At 40.4% G+C, this 16989-nt stretch carries 22 protein-coding genes and 1 pseudogene; 19 read left to right on the top strand and 4 right to left on the bottom strand.

Features of this window, described 5'->3' with window-relative positions:
• The first annotated feature begins 1 nt into the window (after position 1).
• The 4 genes from D0T85_RS01700 (at position 2) to D0T85_RS01685 (ending at position 2625) form a co-directional block, all read left to right on the top strand.
• Positions 2-466 carry a DUF3408 domain-containing protein gene (locus D0T85_RS01700; RefSeq protein ID WP_163209562.1) on the top strand — a complete coding sequence of 155 codons (465 nt, stop codon included), beginning with the start codon at positions 2-4 and terminating at the stop codon, positions 464-466.
• An 18-nt stretch (positions 467-484) separates the two neighbouring features.
• The gene (locus D0T85_RS01695) at positions 485-838 is read left to right on the top strand and encodes a hypothetical protein (RefSeq protein ID WP_163209560.1); all 354 of its coding nucleotides are present in this window, start codon (positions 485-487) and stop codon (positions 836-838) included.
• Entirely contained in the window at positions 729-1346 is a 618-nt protein-coding gene (locus tag D0T85_RS23140) for a group II intron reverse transcriptase/maturase (protein WP_163209558.1), read from the top strand. Before D0T85_RS01695 ends, D0T85_RS23140 begins: the two co-directional genes overlap by 110 nt.
• Before the next feature lie 181 nt (positions 1347-1527).
• Positions 1528-2625, top strand: a complete 1098-nt coding sequence (locus tag D0T85_RS01685; protein ID WP_239060612.1) for a site-specific integrase — start codon at positions 1528-1530, stop codon at positions 2623-2625.
• A gap of 146 nt (positions 2626-2771) precedes the next feature.
• Here the strand turns inward: D0T85_RS01685 and D0T85_RS01680 are convergent.
• Positions 2772-2979, bottom strand: a pseudogene (locus tag D0T85_RS01680) (ATP-binding domain-containing protein); the annotation flags it as partial.
• Between the two features lie 149 nt (positions 2980-3128).
• Here D0T85_RS01680 and D0T85_RS01675 point away from each other — a divergent pair.
• The 13 genes from D0T85_RS01675 (at position 3129) to D0T85_RS01615 (ending at position 11536) form a co-directional block, all read left to right on the top strand.
• The gene (locus D0T85_RS01675; RefSeq protein ID WP_163209554.1) at positions 3129-3722 is read left to right on the top strand and encodes a TetR/AcrR family transcriptional regulator; all 594 of its coding nucleotides are present in this window, start codon (positions 3129-3131) and stop codon (positions 3720-3722) included.
• Between the two features lie 6 nt (positions 3723-3728).
• Complete coding sequence (locus tag D0T85_RS01670; protein WP_370459907.1) at positions 3729-4457, top strand: hypothetical protein; 729 nt, start codon at positions 3729-3731, stop codon at positions 4455-4457.
• Positions 4444-5445 carry an FAD:protein FMN transferase gene (locus tag D0T85_RS01665; protein ID WP_163209552.1) on the top strand — a complete coding sequence of 334 codons (1002 nt, stop codon included), beginning with the start codon at positions 4444-4446 and terminating at the stop codon, positions 5443-5445. The genes D0T85_RS01670 and D0T85_RS01665 overlap by 14 nt, the downstream gene beginning before the upstream one ends.
• A 60-nt stretch (positions 5446-5505) precedes the next feature.
• Positions 5506-6231, top strand: a complete 726-nt coding sequence (locus D0T85_RS01660) for a hypothetical protein (protein ID WP_163209550.1) — start codon at positions 5506-5508, stop codon at positions 6229-6231.
• A gap of 1 nt (position 6232) precedes the next feature.
• Positions 6233-6763, top strand: coding sequence for a hypothetical protein (locus D0T85_RS01655; protein ID WP_163209548.1), 531 nt, complete (start codon positions 6233-6235; stop codon positions 6761-6763).
• A 34-nt stretch (positions 6764-6797) separates the two neighbouring features.
• Entirely contained in the window at positions 6798-7643 is an 846-nt protein-coding gene (locus D0T85_RS01650; RefSeq protein ID WP_163209546.1) for an RteC domain-containing protein, read from the top strand.
• Between the two features lie 271 nt (positions 7644-7914).
• Positions 7915-8442 carry a dihydrofolate reductase family protein gene (locus D0T85_RS01645; protein ID WP_163209544.1) on the top strand — a complete coding sequence of 176 codons (528 nt, stop codon included), beginning with the start codon at positions 7915-7917 and terminating at the stop codon, positions 8440-8442.
• A 37-nt stretch (positions 8443-8479) separates the two neighbouring features.
• Positions 8480-8953 carry an N-acetyltransferase gene (locus D0T85_RS01640; protein ID WP_163209542.1) on the top strand — a complete coding sequence of 158 codons (474 nt, stop codon included), beginning with the start codon at positions 8480-8482 and terminating at the stop codon, positions 8951-8953.
• A gap of 23 nt (positions 8954-8976) precedes the next feature.
• Entirely contained in the window at positions 8977-9417 is a 441-nt protein-coding gene (locus D0T85_RS01635) for an NUDIX domain-containing protein (protein ID WP_163209540.1), read from the top strand.
• Between the two features lie 164 nt (positions 9418-9581).
• Positions 9582-10070, top strand: coding sequence for a cysteine hydrolase family protein (locus D0T85_RS01630; RefSeq protein WP_163209538.1), 489 nt, complete (start codon positions 9582-9584; stop codon positions 10068-10070).
• Positions 10071-10117: 47 nt separating this feature from the next.
• Complete coding sequence (locus tag D0T85_RS01625) at positions 10118-10528, top strand: hypothetical protein (RefSeq protein ID WP_163209536.1); 411 nt, start codon at positions 10118-10120, stop codon at positions 10526-10528.
• Between the two features lie 358 nt (positions 10529-10886).
• Entirely contained in the window at positions 10887-11201 is a 315-nt protein-coding gene (locus D0T85_RS01620) for a helix-turn-helix domain-containing protein (RefSeq protein WP_163209534.1), read from the top strand.
• Positions 11198-11536, top strand: a complete 339-nt coding sequence (locus D0T85_RS01615) for a helix-turn-helix domain-containing protein (RefSeq protein ID WP_163209532.1) — start codon at positions 11198-11200, stop codon at positions 11534-11536. The genes D0T85_RS01620 and D0T85_RS01615 overlap by 4 nt, the downstream gene beginning before the upstream one ends.
• Positions 11537-11655: 119 nt before the next feature.
• Here the strand turns inward: D0T85_RS01615 and D0T85_RS01610 are convergent, their stop codons facing one another.
• Positions 11656-12183 (bottom strand): antirestriction protein ArdA, encoded by a 528-nt coding sequence (locus D0T85_RS01610; protein ID WP_163209530.1) that lies wholly within the window; start codon positions 12181-12183, stop codon positions 11656-11658.
• 182 nt (positions 12184-12365) lie between these two features.
• Between D0T85_RS01610 and D0T85_RS01605 the strand changes: the two genes are divergently transcribed.
• Both D0T85_RS01605 and D0T85_RS01600 read left to right on the top strand, forming a co-directional pair.
• Positions 12366-12545 carry a hypothetical protein gene (locus D0T85_RS01605; RefSeq protein WP_163209528.1) on the top strand — a complete coding sequence of 60 codons (180 nt, stop codon included), beginning with the start codon at positions 12366-12368 and terminating at the stop codon, positions 12543-12545.
• A 141-nt stretch (positions 12546-12686) separates the two neighbouring features.
• A complete protein-coding gene (locus tag D0T85_RS01600; protein WP_203558395.1) occupies positions 12687-13073 on the top strand; it encodes a nuclear transport factor 2 family protein in 387 nt (128 codons plus the stop codon).
• 149 nt (positions 13074-13222) lie between these two features.
• Here D0T85_RS01600 and D0T85_RS01595 read toward each other — a convergent pair whose 3' ends face one another.
• Together D0T85_RS01595 and D0T85_RS01590 are read right to left on the bottom strand one after the other, a co-directional pair.
• Positions 13223-15331, bottom strand: a complete 2109-nt coding sequence (locus D0T85_RS01595) for a type IA DNA topoisomerase (RefSeq protein WP_163209524.1) — start codon at positions 15329-15331, stop codon at positions 13223-13225.
• A gap of 35 nt (positions 15332-15366) precedes the next feature.
• Complete coding sequence (locus D0T85_RS01590) at positions 15367-16932, bottom strand: DUF3945 domain-containing protein (protein ID WP_163209522.1); 1566 nt, start codon at positions 16930-16932, stop codon at positions 15367-15369.
• Between the last annotated feature and the right edge of the window lie 57 nt (positions 16933-16989).

Genomic DNA, 16989 nt, shown 5'->3' with positions numbered 1-16989 from the left:
CATGGCTAAAAAGAAAGAAGACGTGAACCTGAATGAGATTGATGCAAGTTTTGTCATATCCTCATTCAAAAACAAGGAACGGCGGAACAATCCGAGTTCCATACCCAGAGCATTAGTTCCTGAGTATGAAAAGAAACAGGAACAGAATACAGAACCCGAAGAAACGATACAACCCGTTGCGACTGTTCAGGAAGAAACTCCCCGTGAAGAGACGAAGCGCAAGCGGGGTAAATCGCCTGATTACGAAAGCCTGTTCATTCAGGAGGTCGGAATTACGGCACGTACCGGAAAATCTGTTTACATCCGCAAAGAACATCATGAAAAGATAATGAAGATTGTTCAGGTTATCGGTAAAAATCAGGTGTCTTTGTTCAGCTACATCGACAATGTGCTTACCCAACATTTTGCCACTTATCAGGATGAGATAACCGAACTATACAATAAGAATAACGGTAGTATTTTTTAACCCATAAAAAACAAGAGTATGATACCCAATCCGATTTTTTTCAATGACAATACGATAATGATAGGTCTTATCGTATGCTGCCTTGTCGTGCTTGCAGTGGTAATGATACCCAAAGCAATGCGCCACAGAAAACGAATAAGAGAAAGCAAGTGTGAAGAAACTGTTCAGGAAGAAGAACAGGAAGTACAAATGATCGTTGTTCCAAACAAAGAAACAGTTCTTGAACAATCTATGATTGACTATAAAAAACGGTTTCTTGTAAATGCAAACATCCCGACAAGAAACGGGAAACAGGTCGGTATCCGCAAAAAATACCATAGCCGGATTTCAAAGTCAAAAGGTCAAAGAGGATATAACAAGATTCCTTTCTGAGAACCTTAAACTTGAACTGTCAGATGAAAAGACTTTGATTACCCATACAGAAAAATCAGCCAAGTTTCTTGGGTATGAAATTTATGTGCGTAAATCCAACCTTACTAAAAGGGATTCTTTAGGTCGTATGGTTAGAGCCTTTAACAAAAAGGTATATCTAAAACTGCCAATGGACACGATAAAAAAGAAATTGATTGACTCCAACATGATGGAACTTAGATATCATAATGGAAAAGAGCAATGGAAACCTAAGTGTTTTAGCCAGTCGATAAATAACGATGATTTAGAGATTCTTGAGAAGTATAACTCAATGATTCGAGGGTTCTACAATTACTACTCAATTGCGAACAACTGTTCTATTTTGAGCCACTACAGATATATCATGCAATACAGTATGTACAAGACATTCGCTGGCAAATATAAGACTACTGTCGGAAAGATTGCCAAACGATATGTACAGAACGGTATTTTCACTGTGAGGTATGAAAATAGGTTTGCATTATTCTAAAGCTATTTGAAATGTTTATCCCGAAGCAGATTTGCGCTACATTTCAGTTACCAAATCGTTAGCCTGTCTGTTTCCAGTTGAAAACAGGTAATTAGAATTATTCTTTTGCGCTGATATGCTGCATTTTACATGATTAAGAGCGCTTATAAAACGGGTAACTTTACCCACAAAATATAAGCGTATGAAAGATGAGAAATTTAAGGTATTACTCTACCTGAAAAAGAGTGTTCTTGACAAGTCAAGAAAGACCCCGATTATGGGAAGAATAACTGTCGACGATACTGTTGCACAGTTCAGTAGTAAACTCTCCTGCACTCTCTCGCTTTGGAATCCGCGAGCCAGCCGTTTGAACGGGAAAAGCCAAGAAGCAGTCGAAATTAACGAGAAGATAGATAAACTACTGCTTAGTATCAACGAGGCTTACAGCATTCTAACCGAACGAAATATACCGTTCGATGCCACAGCTGTAAAGAACCAGTTTCAAGGTGGTATAGCTACACAGATGACGCTGTTCCGGCTCTTCGACCGCCATATTGAAGAGGTAAGGGCACGTGTCGGAATAGATGTTTCCCACCGTACAATCCCGAATTATCTCTACACTCGGAGAAGATTAGGCGAGTTTGTCAGCAAAAATCACAATGTCAAAGACCTTGCATTCAGCCAGCTAAATGAACAGTTTATCCGGGAATTTCAGGATTATCTCATTCTTGAAAGAAATTTAGGCGTAGAAACTGTGCGCCACTATTTGGCGATATTAAAGAAGATTTGCCGGATTGCGTTCAAAGAGGGGCATTCCGATAGACATTACTTTGTAAACTATCCTTTGCTAAAGCAAAAAGTTAATCCACCGCGCACCTTAAGCCGTGAAGAATTTGAAAAGATACGGGATTTACAGTTTGAAGAACACCGATGGTCGCATATTACCACCCGTGATATGTTTCTTTTTGCGTGCTATACCGGGACTGCCTACGTCGATGTAATATCCATAACCAACGATAACCTGTCTAAAGACGATGCGGGCGACTTATGGCTCAAATACCAACGCGGCAAGAATGGCAAGCTGTGCCGGGTGAAGCTGCTTCCCGAAGCCATCGAGTTAATCGAAAAGTATAAGAATCTATCAAGAGAAACCTTATTCCCTAAAATGGAATATAACGCTCTGAAATGGAATCTCCAAAGCATACGCCAGCTAATCGGAATGACGGGTGCGCTGACCTATCATTGCGGAAGACATGTAAAGTCTTCCAATCAAATGTATTTCAGCGTGTTGCAAGATTGATATTACAAACAGGTAACGATTTAGAAACCAGCTATCATTATTCGCTGATTAGCTTCGTTTTCAACAATACATTAAGAACGCTTAATGAATACAAAAGTACGAAATTATCCCCATATTGCCAATATTCTCAAATATATTTAAAGCCATTAAAACTGTTTACTTTTCATTCCAACAAAAGTCAATGTCAACTTGTGCATCGCCCTTGTTGCTGAAACATAAAACATACTCCGGTCAATATCCGAATTGCATTTCCTGTCAGTTACTTGTGGGATGATTACTTGGTCAAACTCCAATCCTTTTGTCATACACAATAATACCTTGAACAAAAGCGGAACTCTGATTTGAAAGGAAGTAAACATTATTTGTATGCTTTTAGCTTATCAGCCATAAAGCACTCCTTTCAATAAAATACAAGTTATTTTTAAAAATAATTGTCGAAAAATTTGGCTGTGTCCAAATGGTTACTTAATTTTGTATCCAGTTGGATACAAAATTGAATCGAAATGACGAAAATAGAACGAGACCGGGATATGACCGAAGAAAAACTGATTAATGCGGTCGGAGAACTTATTGTAGGGGAAGGCTTTGAATCGCTTGGAGTCAGGAAAGTGGCAGAGCAAGCGAGAGTAAACAAAACTCTCATTTATCGCTATTTTGAATCTCTTGATGGTTTAATCTATGCTTACATGAAGAAGCATGATTTTTGGCTTAATACACCATTGGAGCGACCGGATGTTTCGGATATTAAAGTCTATTTGAAAACGTTTTATCGCAGGGAAATAGCTGAATACAGGGATAATATTGCGCTTAAAAGATTAAAAAGGTGGGAACTTTCTTCCGATAAAGATTTCGTAGTAGAAATCCGCGCCCAAAGAGAAAAAAACGGAGTTCAATTTATGGAAATGATGTCCGGATTCGCAAAGGTAGATAAGGAGCAATTACAAGCTATATCTGCTCTTATGGATGCAGGAATTGTCTATTTAGCCATGTTCGCAGAAAACTGTAAGATGTATAACGGCATTGATATTCAAAGCGATAAAGGTTGGGATCAGATAGCTAAAGGAATTGATGTATTGATAGATATAATGATAAAATAACCAACAATGAAAAAAGCAATTTTAAGTATGGCTTTAGCAATAACGACATTGGGTTGCAACGGACAGAATACTATTCATTCGGAATTTGGCAACGGTAATATTAAAGTCGCCATAGAACAAGGGAACGAGTGGTTACATGACTTTCCTATCTTCTGGTTTATCAAAAAGAAGAATGCCCCACAGATAGCTATATGGACAGAGGATTTGGAAGGAAATTTCCTTTCCACAATCTATGTTAGCGAGAAGTTGGCAAAGCAGTCATGGACTGCTGCCGGAGGAAACAGGCGTAAAGAGTCGCTCCCCTGTTGGAGTTATTCACAAGGTAAGCAGTATGCTGACGGGCTTTATCTTCCGACTAAAAACGAACCGCTACCGGATGCCGTAACCGGGGCGACACCCAAAGGCAGTTTTGCTACTAACCTTCAAATGAGCGGAGATATTAAGCAGTTCGTTGTTAAGTGCGAATTTAATCACTCAACGGATTTCAATGAGCATTATCCTAAAGACGCGAAAGAGGGAGATGCTAATTATTCCGGTGGAAAAATGGGAAGCGGACAACCTGCAATCGTTTTTCAGGTTGTGGTTGATTTAACTAATGAGCAACGGGAATTTAAGGCAGAGCTTATCGGACATAGCAGCCCCGACGGTTCCGATGGCAACATTTATTCCGACACCTCTAAACTGACTACGGCTCTGAATATTGTAAAAAGAGTTGCTGTATATGTTAATCAATAAGCAATTTACATTAGCTATGTTCCCATTTATATTATATGGTTCTACCGGATGCGATGATAAGAGCAAATATCATGTATTGACGGGAGAAAGGCATACTTATTACAGGATAACTTACAACTATCCTTATGATTTGAGCGAAGATATCCTGTTTATTTATGATGTCTTTTACGAATCTCTCAATCCTTTCGACCCGCAATCAACCTTATCGAAAGTAAATAATAACGAGGAAGTAGCTTTGGATGCCATTTTCACAGAAGCCTTTAACCGCTCGATGGAACTTGCGGGAAAGACAAAAGGAGTATTTGACCCTACCTGTTCTCCGTTAATCAATCTTTGGGGATTTGGATTTAAGAATATGGAAGAACCATCTGATAGTTTGATAAATGAAATAATGGAGTATGTCGGCTACAACAAAGTTACTCTAAGAAATGGTTCCATTGAAAAGGAAGATTCCCGTATTCAACTAAACTTTTCCGCTATCGGGGACGGACTTGCATGTGACATTATCGCCCGTTATCTCGACAGCAAAGGCGTAAATGACTACATGGTTGATATTGGCGGTGAGATTGTAACAAAGGGTAAAAATGGTGCAGGCTCGGATTGGTCTGTCGGGATAATTAAACCGCCCAAGTATTTGGGAATTGATAAATCGTCCGAATTTGAAATAATCCTTCACTTGACGGGAAAAACAGCGGTTGCGACTTCGGGAAACTATAATAACTACCGCTCCCAAAATGGCAAGCGATATGGGCACACGATTAATCCGCAGACAGGTTATCCGGCGAATAACTGTATTTTAAGTGCTACGGTTATTGCTTCCGATTGTACCACCGCCGATGCATATGCTACCGCAATTATGGCAGTAGAAACAGACAAACTGGACGAATTGCTACGAATAAACGAAGCAATGGAGTATTATATCATTTATCTGGACGAACAGGATAACTACCTTATAAAACAGTCGGAAAGCATGGATAGGTACGTGTGATATTTTTTTATCCACAATGTACCCACTCGGACACATTATTAACAAATAAATAAAGTAAAAATGAAAGCAAGAAATTTAGTAGTAGCAGGAATTACAGCACTGGGAGTGCTGATTTCGTGCGACAAGGATTTAGTTACCTACAAGGAGGACGATATTAAAGTCTTGGTAACAAAAGGCGATGAATGGTTACATGACTTCCCCGCATTTCTGGGCATTAACAAGAAAAATCCACCACAAATTGCTATATGGGTGGAGGATTTGGCAGGTAATTACCTTACAACCATTTATGCAAGCCACAAGATAGCAACCGAGTCGTGGCAATCCAATGGGGGTAACAGACGGAAAGAATCATTGCCGGTATGGTGTTACGCTCGTGGGGTTCAGTATTCGGACGGGTTATACTTACCGACAAAATCAGAACCTTTGGTTGACGGTATATCCGGTGCAACACCACATGGAAGTTTTGACGTAAAAATGCGTCCTGTTGGTGATTTGAAACAATTCGTTGTGAAAATAGAACTGAACCATTCTACGGACTGGAACGATAATTACCCCAAAAATGCAAAAGAAGGGGATACAAATTATTCAGGTGGTAAAGAAGGTAGCGGACAACCCGCCGTAGTTTATTCGGCGGAAATAGACCTCGATTCCAACAAGAAGCAATATTCGGCAACAATCATTGGGCATAGCAGTCCTGACGGAAGCAATGGGAATATTTATTCTGACACATCTTCTTTGACATCCGCATTAAACATCGCAAAAGAAATAACCATTAATATTCAATGATATGAAACGATTTATCTTTATTATACTTCTGTGCATTGCAGTTAGTAGCGTGAAAGCGCAAACCAATGGCGAAAGTAAAATATCTTTCGCAACAACTATCGGAACGGGATTATCCATGAGTACACCGTCCTCCACTCCTTTCACATGGCAGGTATTGGGTTATTACAACCTGACCGAAAGATGGTCTGTCGGAGCAGGAACAGGACTATCCTTTTATGAGAAAATGCTTATTCCCGTATATGGAGATATAAGGTTTCAAATCGGCAGGGAAAGAAAGTTTACACCTTATGTCGAATCTGCTGCCGGGTATTCTTTTGCCCCGTCCGGTAATACCAACGGCGGATTTTTCATGAATCAGTCTGTGGGGATTCAATATCCGCTAAAGAACAAAATGAAACTGCAACTGGCTGTCGGTTATGAGTTACAGGAATTAGAACGGCTGAAAAAACATACTGATAGCTTCTTCCTGAAAGAGTTTGAGGAGAAGCTAAGTCATCATTCTATTTCTTTTAAGATAGGTTTGAAATTCTAAATATTCAGGTAGCTCTCATTATTCAGATACTTTTATGAAAGATAAAATAGAAAAAATAGTCAGCGAGTTGAGTGCTTCAATTCAAGTAGGAGAATTGGAATTGTATGATATAGTTCAAAACACTCCGTCCATGATATTGACGATGGAAAATACTTTTGAAGAACTGAAAGCAACGGTTTCGGAGTACGAGTTTCCAACCCGGCAGGAGGAAATAACATTCTTCAAAGAAACCAAGCCCAAAGCGTTCAGTAAGTTGATATATCTTCGTAAGATATATTACCTTGAGGTCAATCGCCCTGTTTCAAACTATACCACCATAAGAACATATCTGGAAAAAGAGCATAACCAAATAAACGATTTCTGTAATAAGAATACTGAATTTATTCAGTATTACCGTTCAGGACAGAGTTGTTTTGACGAAGTTTATTTTTTAAGAGGTCGCCACGAAATAGATTTGAATCTGGAAAGTTTCTATTTCGAACGAGACCCCAAATTTTCTACCAACTTCGATTTCAAGGTCGCTAAATTACTTGCCAACGATATGTTGGCGGCTTATCTGAATTGCGAGTTGTCTAAATTGAAGTATCAGGAAGAAAACGGCTATCAAATAGATGATGAACTCCCATCTGCAAAATGGACTGATAAAAAAACGGCACTTGGCGAAATAATTTACGGAATCCACGAGGAAAAGAGCATCAATGCAGGAATGATAGAGATTAAAGCATTGGCAACCATTTTCGGAAGAATTTTCAAGGTCGATTTGAGCGATATTTACCATATATTTTTAGAAATCCGAAGCCGCAAAAGCAATCGGACGGAATACCTCAATCGCTTGATTAAGGCGTTAACCCGGAGAATGGATGATGCAGACAGCAGATAAACCGATTAAATATATTATCTTTGTATGCGTAAAATAAAGAGAATTAGAAGTATATCAGATACTTCATAAATATAAAACATAACGTTCACTGAACGTCTCAATGTAGAAAACTGGCACTTTTCAAAGACTATCGAGACAACAGTTGCAATGTTCATGCTATACGAAAGTATGGCGTGGGCTTGCCTGTTTCGATAGTCGGGTATGCCAGTACCTCTACATTGAGCAGTGTGAGTTCCACGCTTTTTTCGTATTTTGTATAACATTGAAAATCATGAAAAAAATAAAATTGTACATAGCGACTTCCATTGACGGGTACATTGCAGAATCGAACGGTGGTATCGAATGGCTTTCGGAATTTCCTATTACCGAAGAAATGAATTATGGTCATAAAGAATTTATGGCTTCGATTGACACTATTATCATGGGTGGTCGTTCTTGGCGTGAATTATCAAACATGGATGCAATGGGTACATATGCTGATAAAACAGTCTATGTGGTTTCTCGCCATGATTGGGGAGAAAAGAACAATATAAAATTCATTACGGGAAATGTAATTGAACGTATTGTTGCTCTGCGTAACGAACCGGGAAAAGATATTTGGCTGTTTGGTGGCGGAGAATTGCTCTCAATGCTACTTGCTGCGGATCTGGTTGATGAGATGATAATAACCGTCATTCCTATTGTTCTCGGAAACGGCATTCGCTTATTTCCGGGACAGTCCAAAGAATTAAAATGGGAGTTGCAAAGTAGTGAGAGTTATAAAAATGGAGTTGTACAAATGGCATATAAAAAGCCATAAAGTCTATTTCAACACTTTTAAAACAAAAAAACGAGGTATGAATCTAAAAATAAGCAAAGTAACAGAGAACTATCCATATGACCTGCTTTTATTGGCGGACGAAACAATAGAAGGGATTAACAAATATCTTTTCGATTCGGAGGTATATGTGGCGAAACAGATTGACAGTAGTATTTCTATCGGTGTGTTTTGCTTGCGTCATATAAATACTGATACGATAGAAATAATGAATATTGCTGTTGCCGAACAATATCAAAATACAGGAATAGGTAGCCAATTATTGATGGAATCATTTAAGATTGCCAAAGCACAAGGATATAAAGAAATTATTCTCGGGACAGCCGATTGCGGAATAAAGCAAATCCGTTTTTATGAAAAGAACGGATTTGTTAAATATGACATAAAAAAGAATTACTTTACGGATATTTATGACACTCCTATCTATGAAAACGGCGTTCAACTAAAGGATATGGTAATGTTAAAAAAGAGCTTGTTCCGTCCACAGATATAAGAAGTTATCACTGAAAAATAACTATGCAACAAAATAATTATATATTACCTGCTATTGCAGTAATTATATTCAATGACAAAGGAGAGATTCTCTTGCAAAAGAGAAGAGACACAGGAAAATGGTGTATTATCAGCGGACACGTAGAATACGGAGAAACGATTGAAAATACCGTAATAAGAGAAATTAAAGAAGAAACTGCTTGTGATGCTATTATCAAGCGTCTTATTGGGATTTATTCAAGCCCAAAATCTCAAGCCTATTACTATCCTGAAAGAAATGTACAGTATATCACGTCTTATTTTGAAGCCAAGTTGACAGAAAAGATTCAGTCAAATTTTTCAAATGAAGAAACGGAAGAACTTAGATTCTTTCAGTATGATAGGTTGCCTGATAACATGGGACAGTTAAACGAAAACTGGCTTCATGATGCCCTTAGTAAAAGCATTGTTCCCTTTATAAGGTAAACGAAGCTATGCAAAAGAAATTTTCTAATATGTTAATAGGCAATATCAGAGAAATCAGGAACAGAGATAAAGGCTTCTGTCGAATAAAACCAATATCTTTGTGCCTGAAAAGAAATGGATGAACTAAGTATAAACCGCCCAATAAGGACGCAAAACATAAGAAAATGAGTAAAGCATTGGTAATAATAGATATTCAAAATGATATAACAAAGAATTACAAGGAAGTAATCGGCAATATAAATACAGTCATCGACTGGGCGACCAGTAATGGTATTCACGTTGTTTATATAAGGCACGAAAATTTATCAGACGGTACAAGGACTTTCAAACCAAATACACGTGGGGCTGAATTAGTTCCGGATATGAAAATAGTATCGGAGAATATTTTCACTAAATACAAAGGAAATGCATTGACCAGTGAAGAGTTCGCAGGCTTTATTAGTAAAAACGGAATAGATGAGTTCTACATAACAGGAGCAGATGCTATTGCTTGTGTTAAATCAACCTGCTATAACATGAGTAAGGCTGGTTATACGGTTAATGTCTTGTCTGATTGTATTACGAGTTACGACAAAAGGAAAATTGATGAGATGCTTCATTATTACGAGAGTAAAGGCTGCAAAATAATTAGCTTGAAAGACCTGTTGTTATGACAACAAAAGCCACAGTAACGAGACGCAGAAACTGTATATGAATAAGTATGGAAATAGACTTAAACATTTTGGGATATAAATTCACTCATAAACCTTTGTTGATCGGCGGAAAAGCAATGGAATATTATGGCTTGCGTAAATCCGGGTTAGATATTGATTTTGTAGTACATAGTGAAGACCATGAAGCACTAAAAAATAAATATCCAAATAACATCAAGGATCTGTGTGGTGATATCGGAATATGCGAATATAGTTTTGAAATGTGGAACCAAATATGCACGTTTGATTATGATTATCTGAAAGAAAACGGTGTAGTTGAGCAGAACTATATTGCGATTTCTTTAGAAAAATTATTATTATTGAAGGCTTTGGCAATGGAACTTCCTAAGTATCACAAAGATTTGGAATTAGTTGTTGAACTAATACTGGAAAAAGCATATAAACAAGATAAACGATGAAGTTGACTTTTGATGAAATAGAGAACACAACGGGAGTTAAGATAGATCATTATTTTCTAATAGCAAGCAAGAATTGATTCTGTATAGATATTCCCAAGTTTTATTGATCACGTCATAAATATATCAAACATCCAAGTTCACCTAACTTGGGTGTTTGTCTTTTTAGGGGTATTTACACTATTTTTCGCTTGATTGTCTTACTGGCAATGATGGCTAAAAATGACAATAAAAAGAGTAATTATTTATACAATAGCATATTACTGTTAAATCAAAGAAAATTCGTACCCAACTTGGGTAAACTTGTGAAATCGACATTTCATTACTTCCGACCTTTGCATCAAATCAATAAGTTACGAGTATGAAAGTAATAGTCATAGAATCGGAAGCCTATAAAAAGATAGTGCAAAAAATCGAATGGATTTATTCCTATATAAAAAAGAGAGAAAAAGAAAATGCAACCCTGCAAGCCAACCCCTCGGAGGTTTGGCTGAACGACCAAGATGCCGCCGCCATCCTGCGGGTAAGTAAACGAACTATGCAACGGCTACGCAGTAACGGAGAAATAACCTATTCAATCAGGGGAAATAAAGTGTGGTATACGCTGGCAGAGGTTAAACGCCTGCTCTCCGGTCGTGTAGTAAGAAACGATAAACAGGAAGGAGGCAAGCCATGAGTGAGGAGGATGAAGGATTAAGGGAATGGATGCGGGAATGGTTCGAGCAATTCATGGGGCGTTTCGACCGATTGGATAAGTTTATGGATATAATGAGCGGACGGCATAACGTATTGAACGGCGAACGGCTATTGGATAATCAGGACTTGTGTCAACTGCTGAACGTGAGCAAACGAACGTTGCAGCGTTACCGATCCGCAGGCGAATTGACTTATATAACCATTCACCACAAGATATTTTATACGGAGAAAAACGTAGAGAAATTTATCCGCGACCATTTTTCCGAAGGCGATAATAACAGCGAAACAGAACTTGAACCTGAACCATCCGGTTAGCTTTTCTGATTTATCCATTGTTAAGACCCCGTACTGTCGAGAGATAGAGCGGGGTTTCTTATTTATGGCTGAACAGACAATAAAAAAGGCGGATTGCCTTAAAGCCGTTTCCGGTTAAGTTATGAGTGCCGGAATACATAACCGTTATCGAACCAGTAGTCGGTCATAAATAAATCGCGGGCGAACTTTTCATAGTCGAAGTAAGATTTCGCAAATTCCGGCAGGTCGTAGCATTCTTCAACGACTTCGTAGGCGTAATCTTCTTCATCTTTATATGCGCCCTGAAAGTCATCCTCGAAAGAGGAAATAAGGTCGTTTATATCTTTAGAGCTAAGATCGTAGCTTTCGTGGTTCAGCCAGACCTCGAATGCCTCTTTTTTCGTATCGTCCATATCGTCTATGGCTTCGATAATTTCAAACAGGTTATCGGACAGCCAGCTTTCACCTATTAATCCGGAGGGTATATATTCCCAATCCTGAAACATCAGTTCCGGGTCGTGTTCGTCCTTGTGTAACTCGCGACAAGCCTCGTAAAATTCTTCTTTATCGGAATAATCCGAAAGGTCTAACCACTTACCTTCTATTGAACCTTCATTATACTTAGCGTAAGTTCCTACATAAATCCGTGCATCTGATATATTTTCCATAACCTTAATTTTTAATCGGCATCTGCCGGGTTGATTTTTTATTCAGGTGCATTTCCGGTGTAGGGATTAGGGATGTCAAGTATTCACGGATAAAATACAACCTGCAAGCGTGGAGATTTTTTCGGGAACCTGCAAGGCTTGTACTTTACTGCCCGTTAAAATTCCGTAAACACCTTTGCGCCATGATAGAAAATAACCCATCGGGGCAGATGCCGTATGTGTTAAGGTGGAAAATGAAAGAAGCCGGATTTTTAATGCTTACGCCTATGAATGGAGGTTCTTATTTAATGATGTGGTTTCCTGCCTTAACCGATAAGGAAGATAAAAGAGGCTGTCGCTTTAATAGGAAGAAGAACCCTTAATCGTATAAGATTGGGGAATACCCGACTTGTTGGGGAAAACAATGTCGCTTTATATGTAAATGCGAGCCCACAGTATGGGTGAAAAGACATATATTTGCAATATAAAACAGTGAACCAATGATAAATATTGAAAAGATAGAAATGAGTACTATATCAAGTAAAGACCCTAAAAGTATTGCCCTACAATTCAATGATTGTATTACAAATGCAGACCTGAATGGCTTGGTGAATTTAATGACAGAAGACCATTTGTTTATTGATACTGCAAATAATCGAATTAGGGGAAAAGATAACAATAAGATTCAGGCATGGGAGCCATTCTTCAATCTCTATCCCGGCTATCGCAATATATTTGAAAATATCGTAGTAAGAGGTTCTACCGTTATTATGCAAGGCTACTCGATTTGTTCTGATGAGATACTCAATAATGTTCATGCTATCTGGGTTACAGAGATTATAGACGATAAAGTTGCTTTATGGCACATATATCCTGACACAAAAGAAAATAGAGAAATACTTAATCTGTAATCCTCTATATAAAATAGTCCGATTATATTGACTAAAATAAAAAAGGCATCCGAAGCCTTGCCCCGGATGCCCACCACTAAAAGATCAATGTTAAACGACTATTCCGAATCGTAAAACAAAGTCTTTCAGTGGCAAAGATAATGAAGATTTTACTTAGAACGTCGTTTTTTGCTACCTCCTTTATTCTGCGGGAACTCAAAGACTGTTTTATAGTCCGCATCGAATTTGATTGCTGCCTCGAAAGTGCTTCCGGTCTTACTGCTCACGAAACCTTTGATAAAGGCGGTCTTGCCGTTCATTAAAAGGTCTGTCAGTTGCCCGTCCGTCAGTTCCTTTTTAGCAATGGAACGCCACACGGTAAGCCCGCAGCTTTCATTCTGACACTTGGCAACTTTATTATAGATAACCACATTCCCGCTCTTGCACTTCGGGCAAGGGCATGACTGGCGGTTATCCTGCCGTTCAAATGTCATATCCAGCAATTCGGACGTTATTTGTGAAGCGTAAACCTCTATCGCTTTATGGAACGTAGCGGCATCCATATCGCCCGATGCAATCTTATTCAGGGCTTGTTCCCATTGCCCGGTCATAGCAACGTCCGCTATCTTCTTGTCCTTTATTGCCAGATAGACCACCAGCCCTTTGTTTGTCGGGACAAGGGATTTCTTTTCACGGGTGATATACTCGCGGGAAAACAAGGTTTCAATAATCGCCGCACGGGTGGCGGGTGTTCCGATACCGCAGTCTTTCATTGCTTCGCGTTCTTCTTCGTTCTCTACCTCTTTACCTGCACTCTCCATCGCCGCCAACAATGAACTTTCCGTGTGAAGCGGTCGGGGTTTGGTTTGTTTCTCCTGTATCTCGCAATCGCGGATAATCAGGCTGTCGCCTTCAATGAGGACGGGTAAAACAGCCGTATCGTCCTCATCGTTTGGCTCGTCTTTAGAGTTAAATACTGACCTCCAACCGGGGACGAGCGTAACGCTTCCTTTGCATGAAAAGTGTACGCCGCCCGCATCAAGCGAAACGGTGGTGTTCTCTTTGATGCAACGTTCGCCGAAGGCTTCAAGCATACGCCCGGCAACCATATCGTAGATAAGCTGTTCATCTTTGGATAAACCGGAAGCGGGATCTTCCGTAATAATCAGCGCATGGTGGTCGGTAACTTTACTATCGTCCACCGAACGAGTATTAAGCGTAGTGTCAAACCTGCTGTCGATATACGCCCCGAAAAGAGGATGCGAACGAAGTGTAGCAATCAGGTGCGGTATTTCCTCCAGTACGTCTTCGGAGATATAACGGCTGCCTGTGCGGGAGTATGAAATTTTCTTCGCTTCGTATAATGCCTGCGCTATCGTCAGGGTCTTATCTGCCGAAAAGCCGTGTTTGCTGTTAGCTTCCTTTTGAAGTGTGGTAAGGTCGTAAAGCAAAGGCGGTTCCTGTTTGACTTCCTTGCGTTCCACGCCTGTAACCTTAACCGCTCCGGCAGCTTTGACCTGTGCCGTTACTTCTTCGGCAATGGTTCGTGTAACGAATTTATCCACCGAAAGGGCAGGAAAAGCTACAGCATCTTTCGCTGTATGCAGTTTCAGGCGGAAATAAGTTTGCGGCTTGAAGTCCTTGTTTTCAAGGTATCGGCTGCAAATAATCGCCAGTGTCGGGGTCTGCACCCTGCCGAGCGACCAAACGCCATATCCTGCTGAAACTGAAAGGGACTGACTTGCATTCAACCCTACTAACCAGTCTGCGGTACTGCGGGCTTTCGCCGAAGCATAGAGGTTGTCATAATCACTGCCCGGACGTAAGGTTTGGAAACCGTCACGAATGGCGCGGTCAGTCAATGAACTAATCCACAAGCGGCGAAACGGAAGTGAACTGCCTATATATTCAAATATATAGCGGAATATGAGTTCTCCTTCACGTCCGGCATCGGTGGCTACAATTATTTCATCCCCGCTATTAAACAACTCTTTGATTACTTTAAGCTGTTTCATTACGCCGGGATCATTCTTGTACTCTTTGCCCTCTTTTACCTGACGGGGCAACAGCTTAAATTCTTTCGGGAGTATCGGCAGGTTCTCACGCTTAAAGCCTTCGATACCGTAATGCTCCGGCATGGCAAGTCCGACTAAATGCCCGAAAGCCCACGTAACGGCATATCCGTTACCCTCTATATAGCCATCTTTTTTATTGTTTGCGCCGACTATGGCTGCTATACTCTTAGCCACAGACGGTTTTTCTGCAATTATAATTTTCATTTTAACATTGATTTTTTAGTGGTTGAAATAATGGATTACATCTTGCGCCCCTTGCCTTTCTTCGGAGCATCAGGAGATTTCTTTTGTTCCTGTTTCTGCTCCTTTTTCTCTGCCTGTTTCTCGGTGGGCTGCGACTGACCTTTCTTTAGCGGCTCGTTGGAATGTTTGGTCGCTTCGTTAGTCTTACCTTCGTTATTGACGGCGACCTGCGTTTTGCTCTCGGCAGCAGGTTTGACGTTCTGTGTATTTTGCGCCGCCTGCTTTGCCTCGATAGCCCGTACCTGATCGGGATGTTTGGTACTGTGGCGAACCTTGCCTTTATCTTCATCAATCCATACCCACGCATTGTACTTCTGCCCTTTCTGGTCGGTAGCTTCGACTTTCTGCGCTCCCGAAGCATCCGCCTGTTGTTTGGGCTTTTGTGATTCCATGTCTTTAACAAAAACAGGTTCTTTATTGCACAGCTTGTCGAAATCCTCGCGGGAAAGTTGTACGCCGCCCTGTTTGGAGTAAACCCAAATCTCACCGAGTTTGCGGGCTTTAGGCATTTTCTGTTCCTGACCTTCTGCCTGCCCCTCGCCCTGTTTGGCTCGCCGCTCTTGGTTGAACTGCTGGCGTTGTTCATCGCTGAACTTAAAATCGAAGTTCTTGCTTGCGGCGTTATACTGAACGAAGCGGTCAATCTTTGAGGGCTGTTCGCCTTGCTTCGTTTTCTTATCCATACCCTCAATCCAAACGGCTTTACCTTCTTTCAGCCCTTGCTGTTGTTCATCGGAAAGCGGGGCGTTTTTTAAGGTCTGCGGAATATAAATATCCTTCAACGCCATAGCCTCAAAGCGGTTGGTAAGTTTGTCAAGGGAAACGAGCGAAGGAACTTTCTCGCCTCCGGCTACGGGTTCGAGGTCAAACACCCGTCCGCCATGCCCTGTTTTTTGGAACTGTTCTTTATCTTGATCGGTAAAGACAACTCCCATGAACGGCTTTTCAAAATCGGGCTGCTCCTGCTTGGGATGGGTAGCGATTTTGATGCTGCCGTCCGGCTGCTGTTCCAGCGATAAGCGGGCTTGCATGGGAAACTCCTGTCCGTTAACGGCAGGCTTAATATCGACCAGACCGGGCGATTTATGCCCGTAAACCATTGCTTTGAGAGCATCTTGTAAATTCTCACCGGAAACGCCTAACTTTTCGACTTCTTTCCAGTTGAGCTTATTCAGGTCTAAAGGTTGGTACTTGCCTGTAAACTCTACCTCTATGCGTATCTTACCGTCAAATTTGACGCGGTACGGGTCGAGTGCCTTGTCTTTGTGATCGATACGAATAAGTTTGTCGAAAAAAGCAGCGACTTTATCTACTGCCGATGCGGTAACAGCATACACACCCGTATGCGATGGGTGACTGAACTGTGCTGAAAACTTCTTGAAGAAATTCTCCAACGCATTACCGTTGGTATCAATCTTCATAAACTGGTCGGCGCTCTCTTTCTTGGGATCGACCGTTTTCAACTTGCCGTCCTGTTCTCCTGCGATGACTTTGAGTTTGCCATCTTCGCCCTGTGTCAGAAAGACTTTAGGCTCTTCATTTTTTACTTTACTTTCGTCCATAATAAATATGTTTTTATTCTGCATTAATAGTAATGCAGAACGAAAGTAAGCCTAAGT

This window comes from Bacteroides sp. 519 (assembly GCF_010500955.1).
GTDB lineage: Bacteria > Bacteroidota > Bacteroidia > Bacteroidales > Bacteroidaceae > Bacteroides.
Note: the sequence above shows the minus strand (reverse complement) of the source record. Positions and strands in the feature narration are given on the sequence as shown.

Excerpts from the sequence above, each read along its gene's own strand:
- D0T85_RS01700 (WP_163209562.1), top strand. The coding sequence starts at position 2 with ATGGCTAAAAAGAAAGAAGACGTGAACCTGAATGAGATTGATGCAAGT.
- D0T85_RS01695 (WP_163209560.1), top strand. The coding sequence starts at position 485 with ATGATACCCAATCCGATTTTTTTCAATGACAATACGATAATGATAGGT.
- D0T85_RS23140 (WP_163209558.1), top strand. The coding sequence starts at position 729 with ATGCAAACATCCCGACAAGAAACGGGAAACAGGTCGGTATCCGCAAAA.
- D0T85_RS01685 (WP_239060612.1), top strand. The coding sequence starts at position 1,528 with ATGAAAGATGAGAAATTTAAGGTATTACTCTACCTGAAAAAGAGTGTT.
- D0T85_RS01675 (WP_163209554.1), top strand. The coding sequence starts at position 3,129 with ATGACGAAAATAGAACGAGACCGGGATATGACCGAAGAAAAACTGATT.
- D0T85_RS01670 (WP_370459907.1), top strand. The coding sequence starts at position 3,729 with ATGAAAAAAGCAATTTTAAGTATGGCTTTAGCAATAACGACATTGGGT.
- D0T85_RS01665 (WP_163209552.1), top strand. The coding sequence starts at position 4,444 with ATGTTAATCAATAAGCAATTTACATTAGCTATGTTCCCATTTATATTA.
- D0T85_RS01660 (WP_163209550.1), top strand. The coding sequence starts at position 5,506 with ATGAAAGCAAGAAATTTAGTAGTAGCAGGAATTACAGCACTGGGAGTG.
- D0T85_RS01655 (WP_163209548.1), top strand. The coding sequence starts at position 6,233 with ATGAAACGATTTATCTTTATTATACTTCTGTGCATTGCAGTTAGTAGC.
- D0T85_RS01650 (WP_163209546.1), top strand. The coding sequence starts at position 6,798 with ATGAAAGATAAAATAGAAAAAATAGTCAGCGAGTTGAGTGCTTCAATT.
- D0T85_RS01645 (WP_163209544.1), top strand. The coding sequence starts at position 7,915 with ATGAAAAAAATAAAATTGTACATAGCGACTTCCATTGACGGGTACATT.
- D0T85_RS01640 (WP_163209542.1), top strand. The coding sequence starts at position 8,480 with ATGAATCTAAAAATAAGCAAAGTAACAGAGAACTATCCATATGACCTG.
- D0T85_RS01635 (WP_163209540.1), top strand. The coding sequence starts at position 8,977 with ATGCAACAAAATAATTATATATTACCTGCTATTGCAGTAATTATATTC.
- D0T85_RS01630 (WP_163209538.1), top strand. The coding sequence starts at position 9,582 with ATGAGTAAAGCATTGGTAATAATAGATATTCAAAATGATATAACAAAG.
- D0T85_RS01625 (WP_163209536.1), top strand. The coding sequence starts at position 10,118 with ATGGAAATAGACTTAAACATTTTGGGATATAAATTCACTCATAAACCT.
- D0T85_RS01620 (WP_163209534.1), top strand. The coding sequence starts at position 10,887 with ATGAAAGTAATAGTCATAGAATCGGAAGCCTATAAAAAGATAGTGCAA.
- D0T85_RS01615 (WP_163209532.1), top strand. The coding sequence starts at position 11,198 with ATGAGTGAGGAGGATGAAGGATTAAGGGAATGGATGCGGGAATGGTTC.
- D0T85_RS01610 (WP_163209530.1), bottom strand. The coding sequence starts at position 12,183 with ATGGAAAATATATCAGATGCACGGATTTATGTAGGAACTTACGCTAAG.
- D0T85_RS01605 (WP_163209528.1), top strand. The coding sequence starts at position 12,366 with ATGATAGAAAATAACCCATCGGGGCAGATGCCGTATGTGTTAAGGTGG.
- D0T85_RS01600 (WP_203558395.1), top strand. The coding sequence starts at position 12,687 with ATGAGTACTATATCAAGTAAAGACCCTAAAAGTATTGCCCTACAATTC.
- D0T85_RS01595 (WP_163209524.1), bottom strand. The coding sequence starts at position 15,331 with ATGAAAATTATAATTGCAGAAAAACCGTCTGTGGCTAAGAGTATAGCA.
- D0T85_RS01590 (WP_163209522.1), bottom strand. The coding sequence starts at position 16,932 with ATGGACGAAAGTAAAGTAAAAAATGAAGAGCCTAAAGTCTTTCTGACA.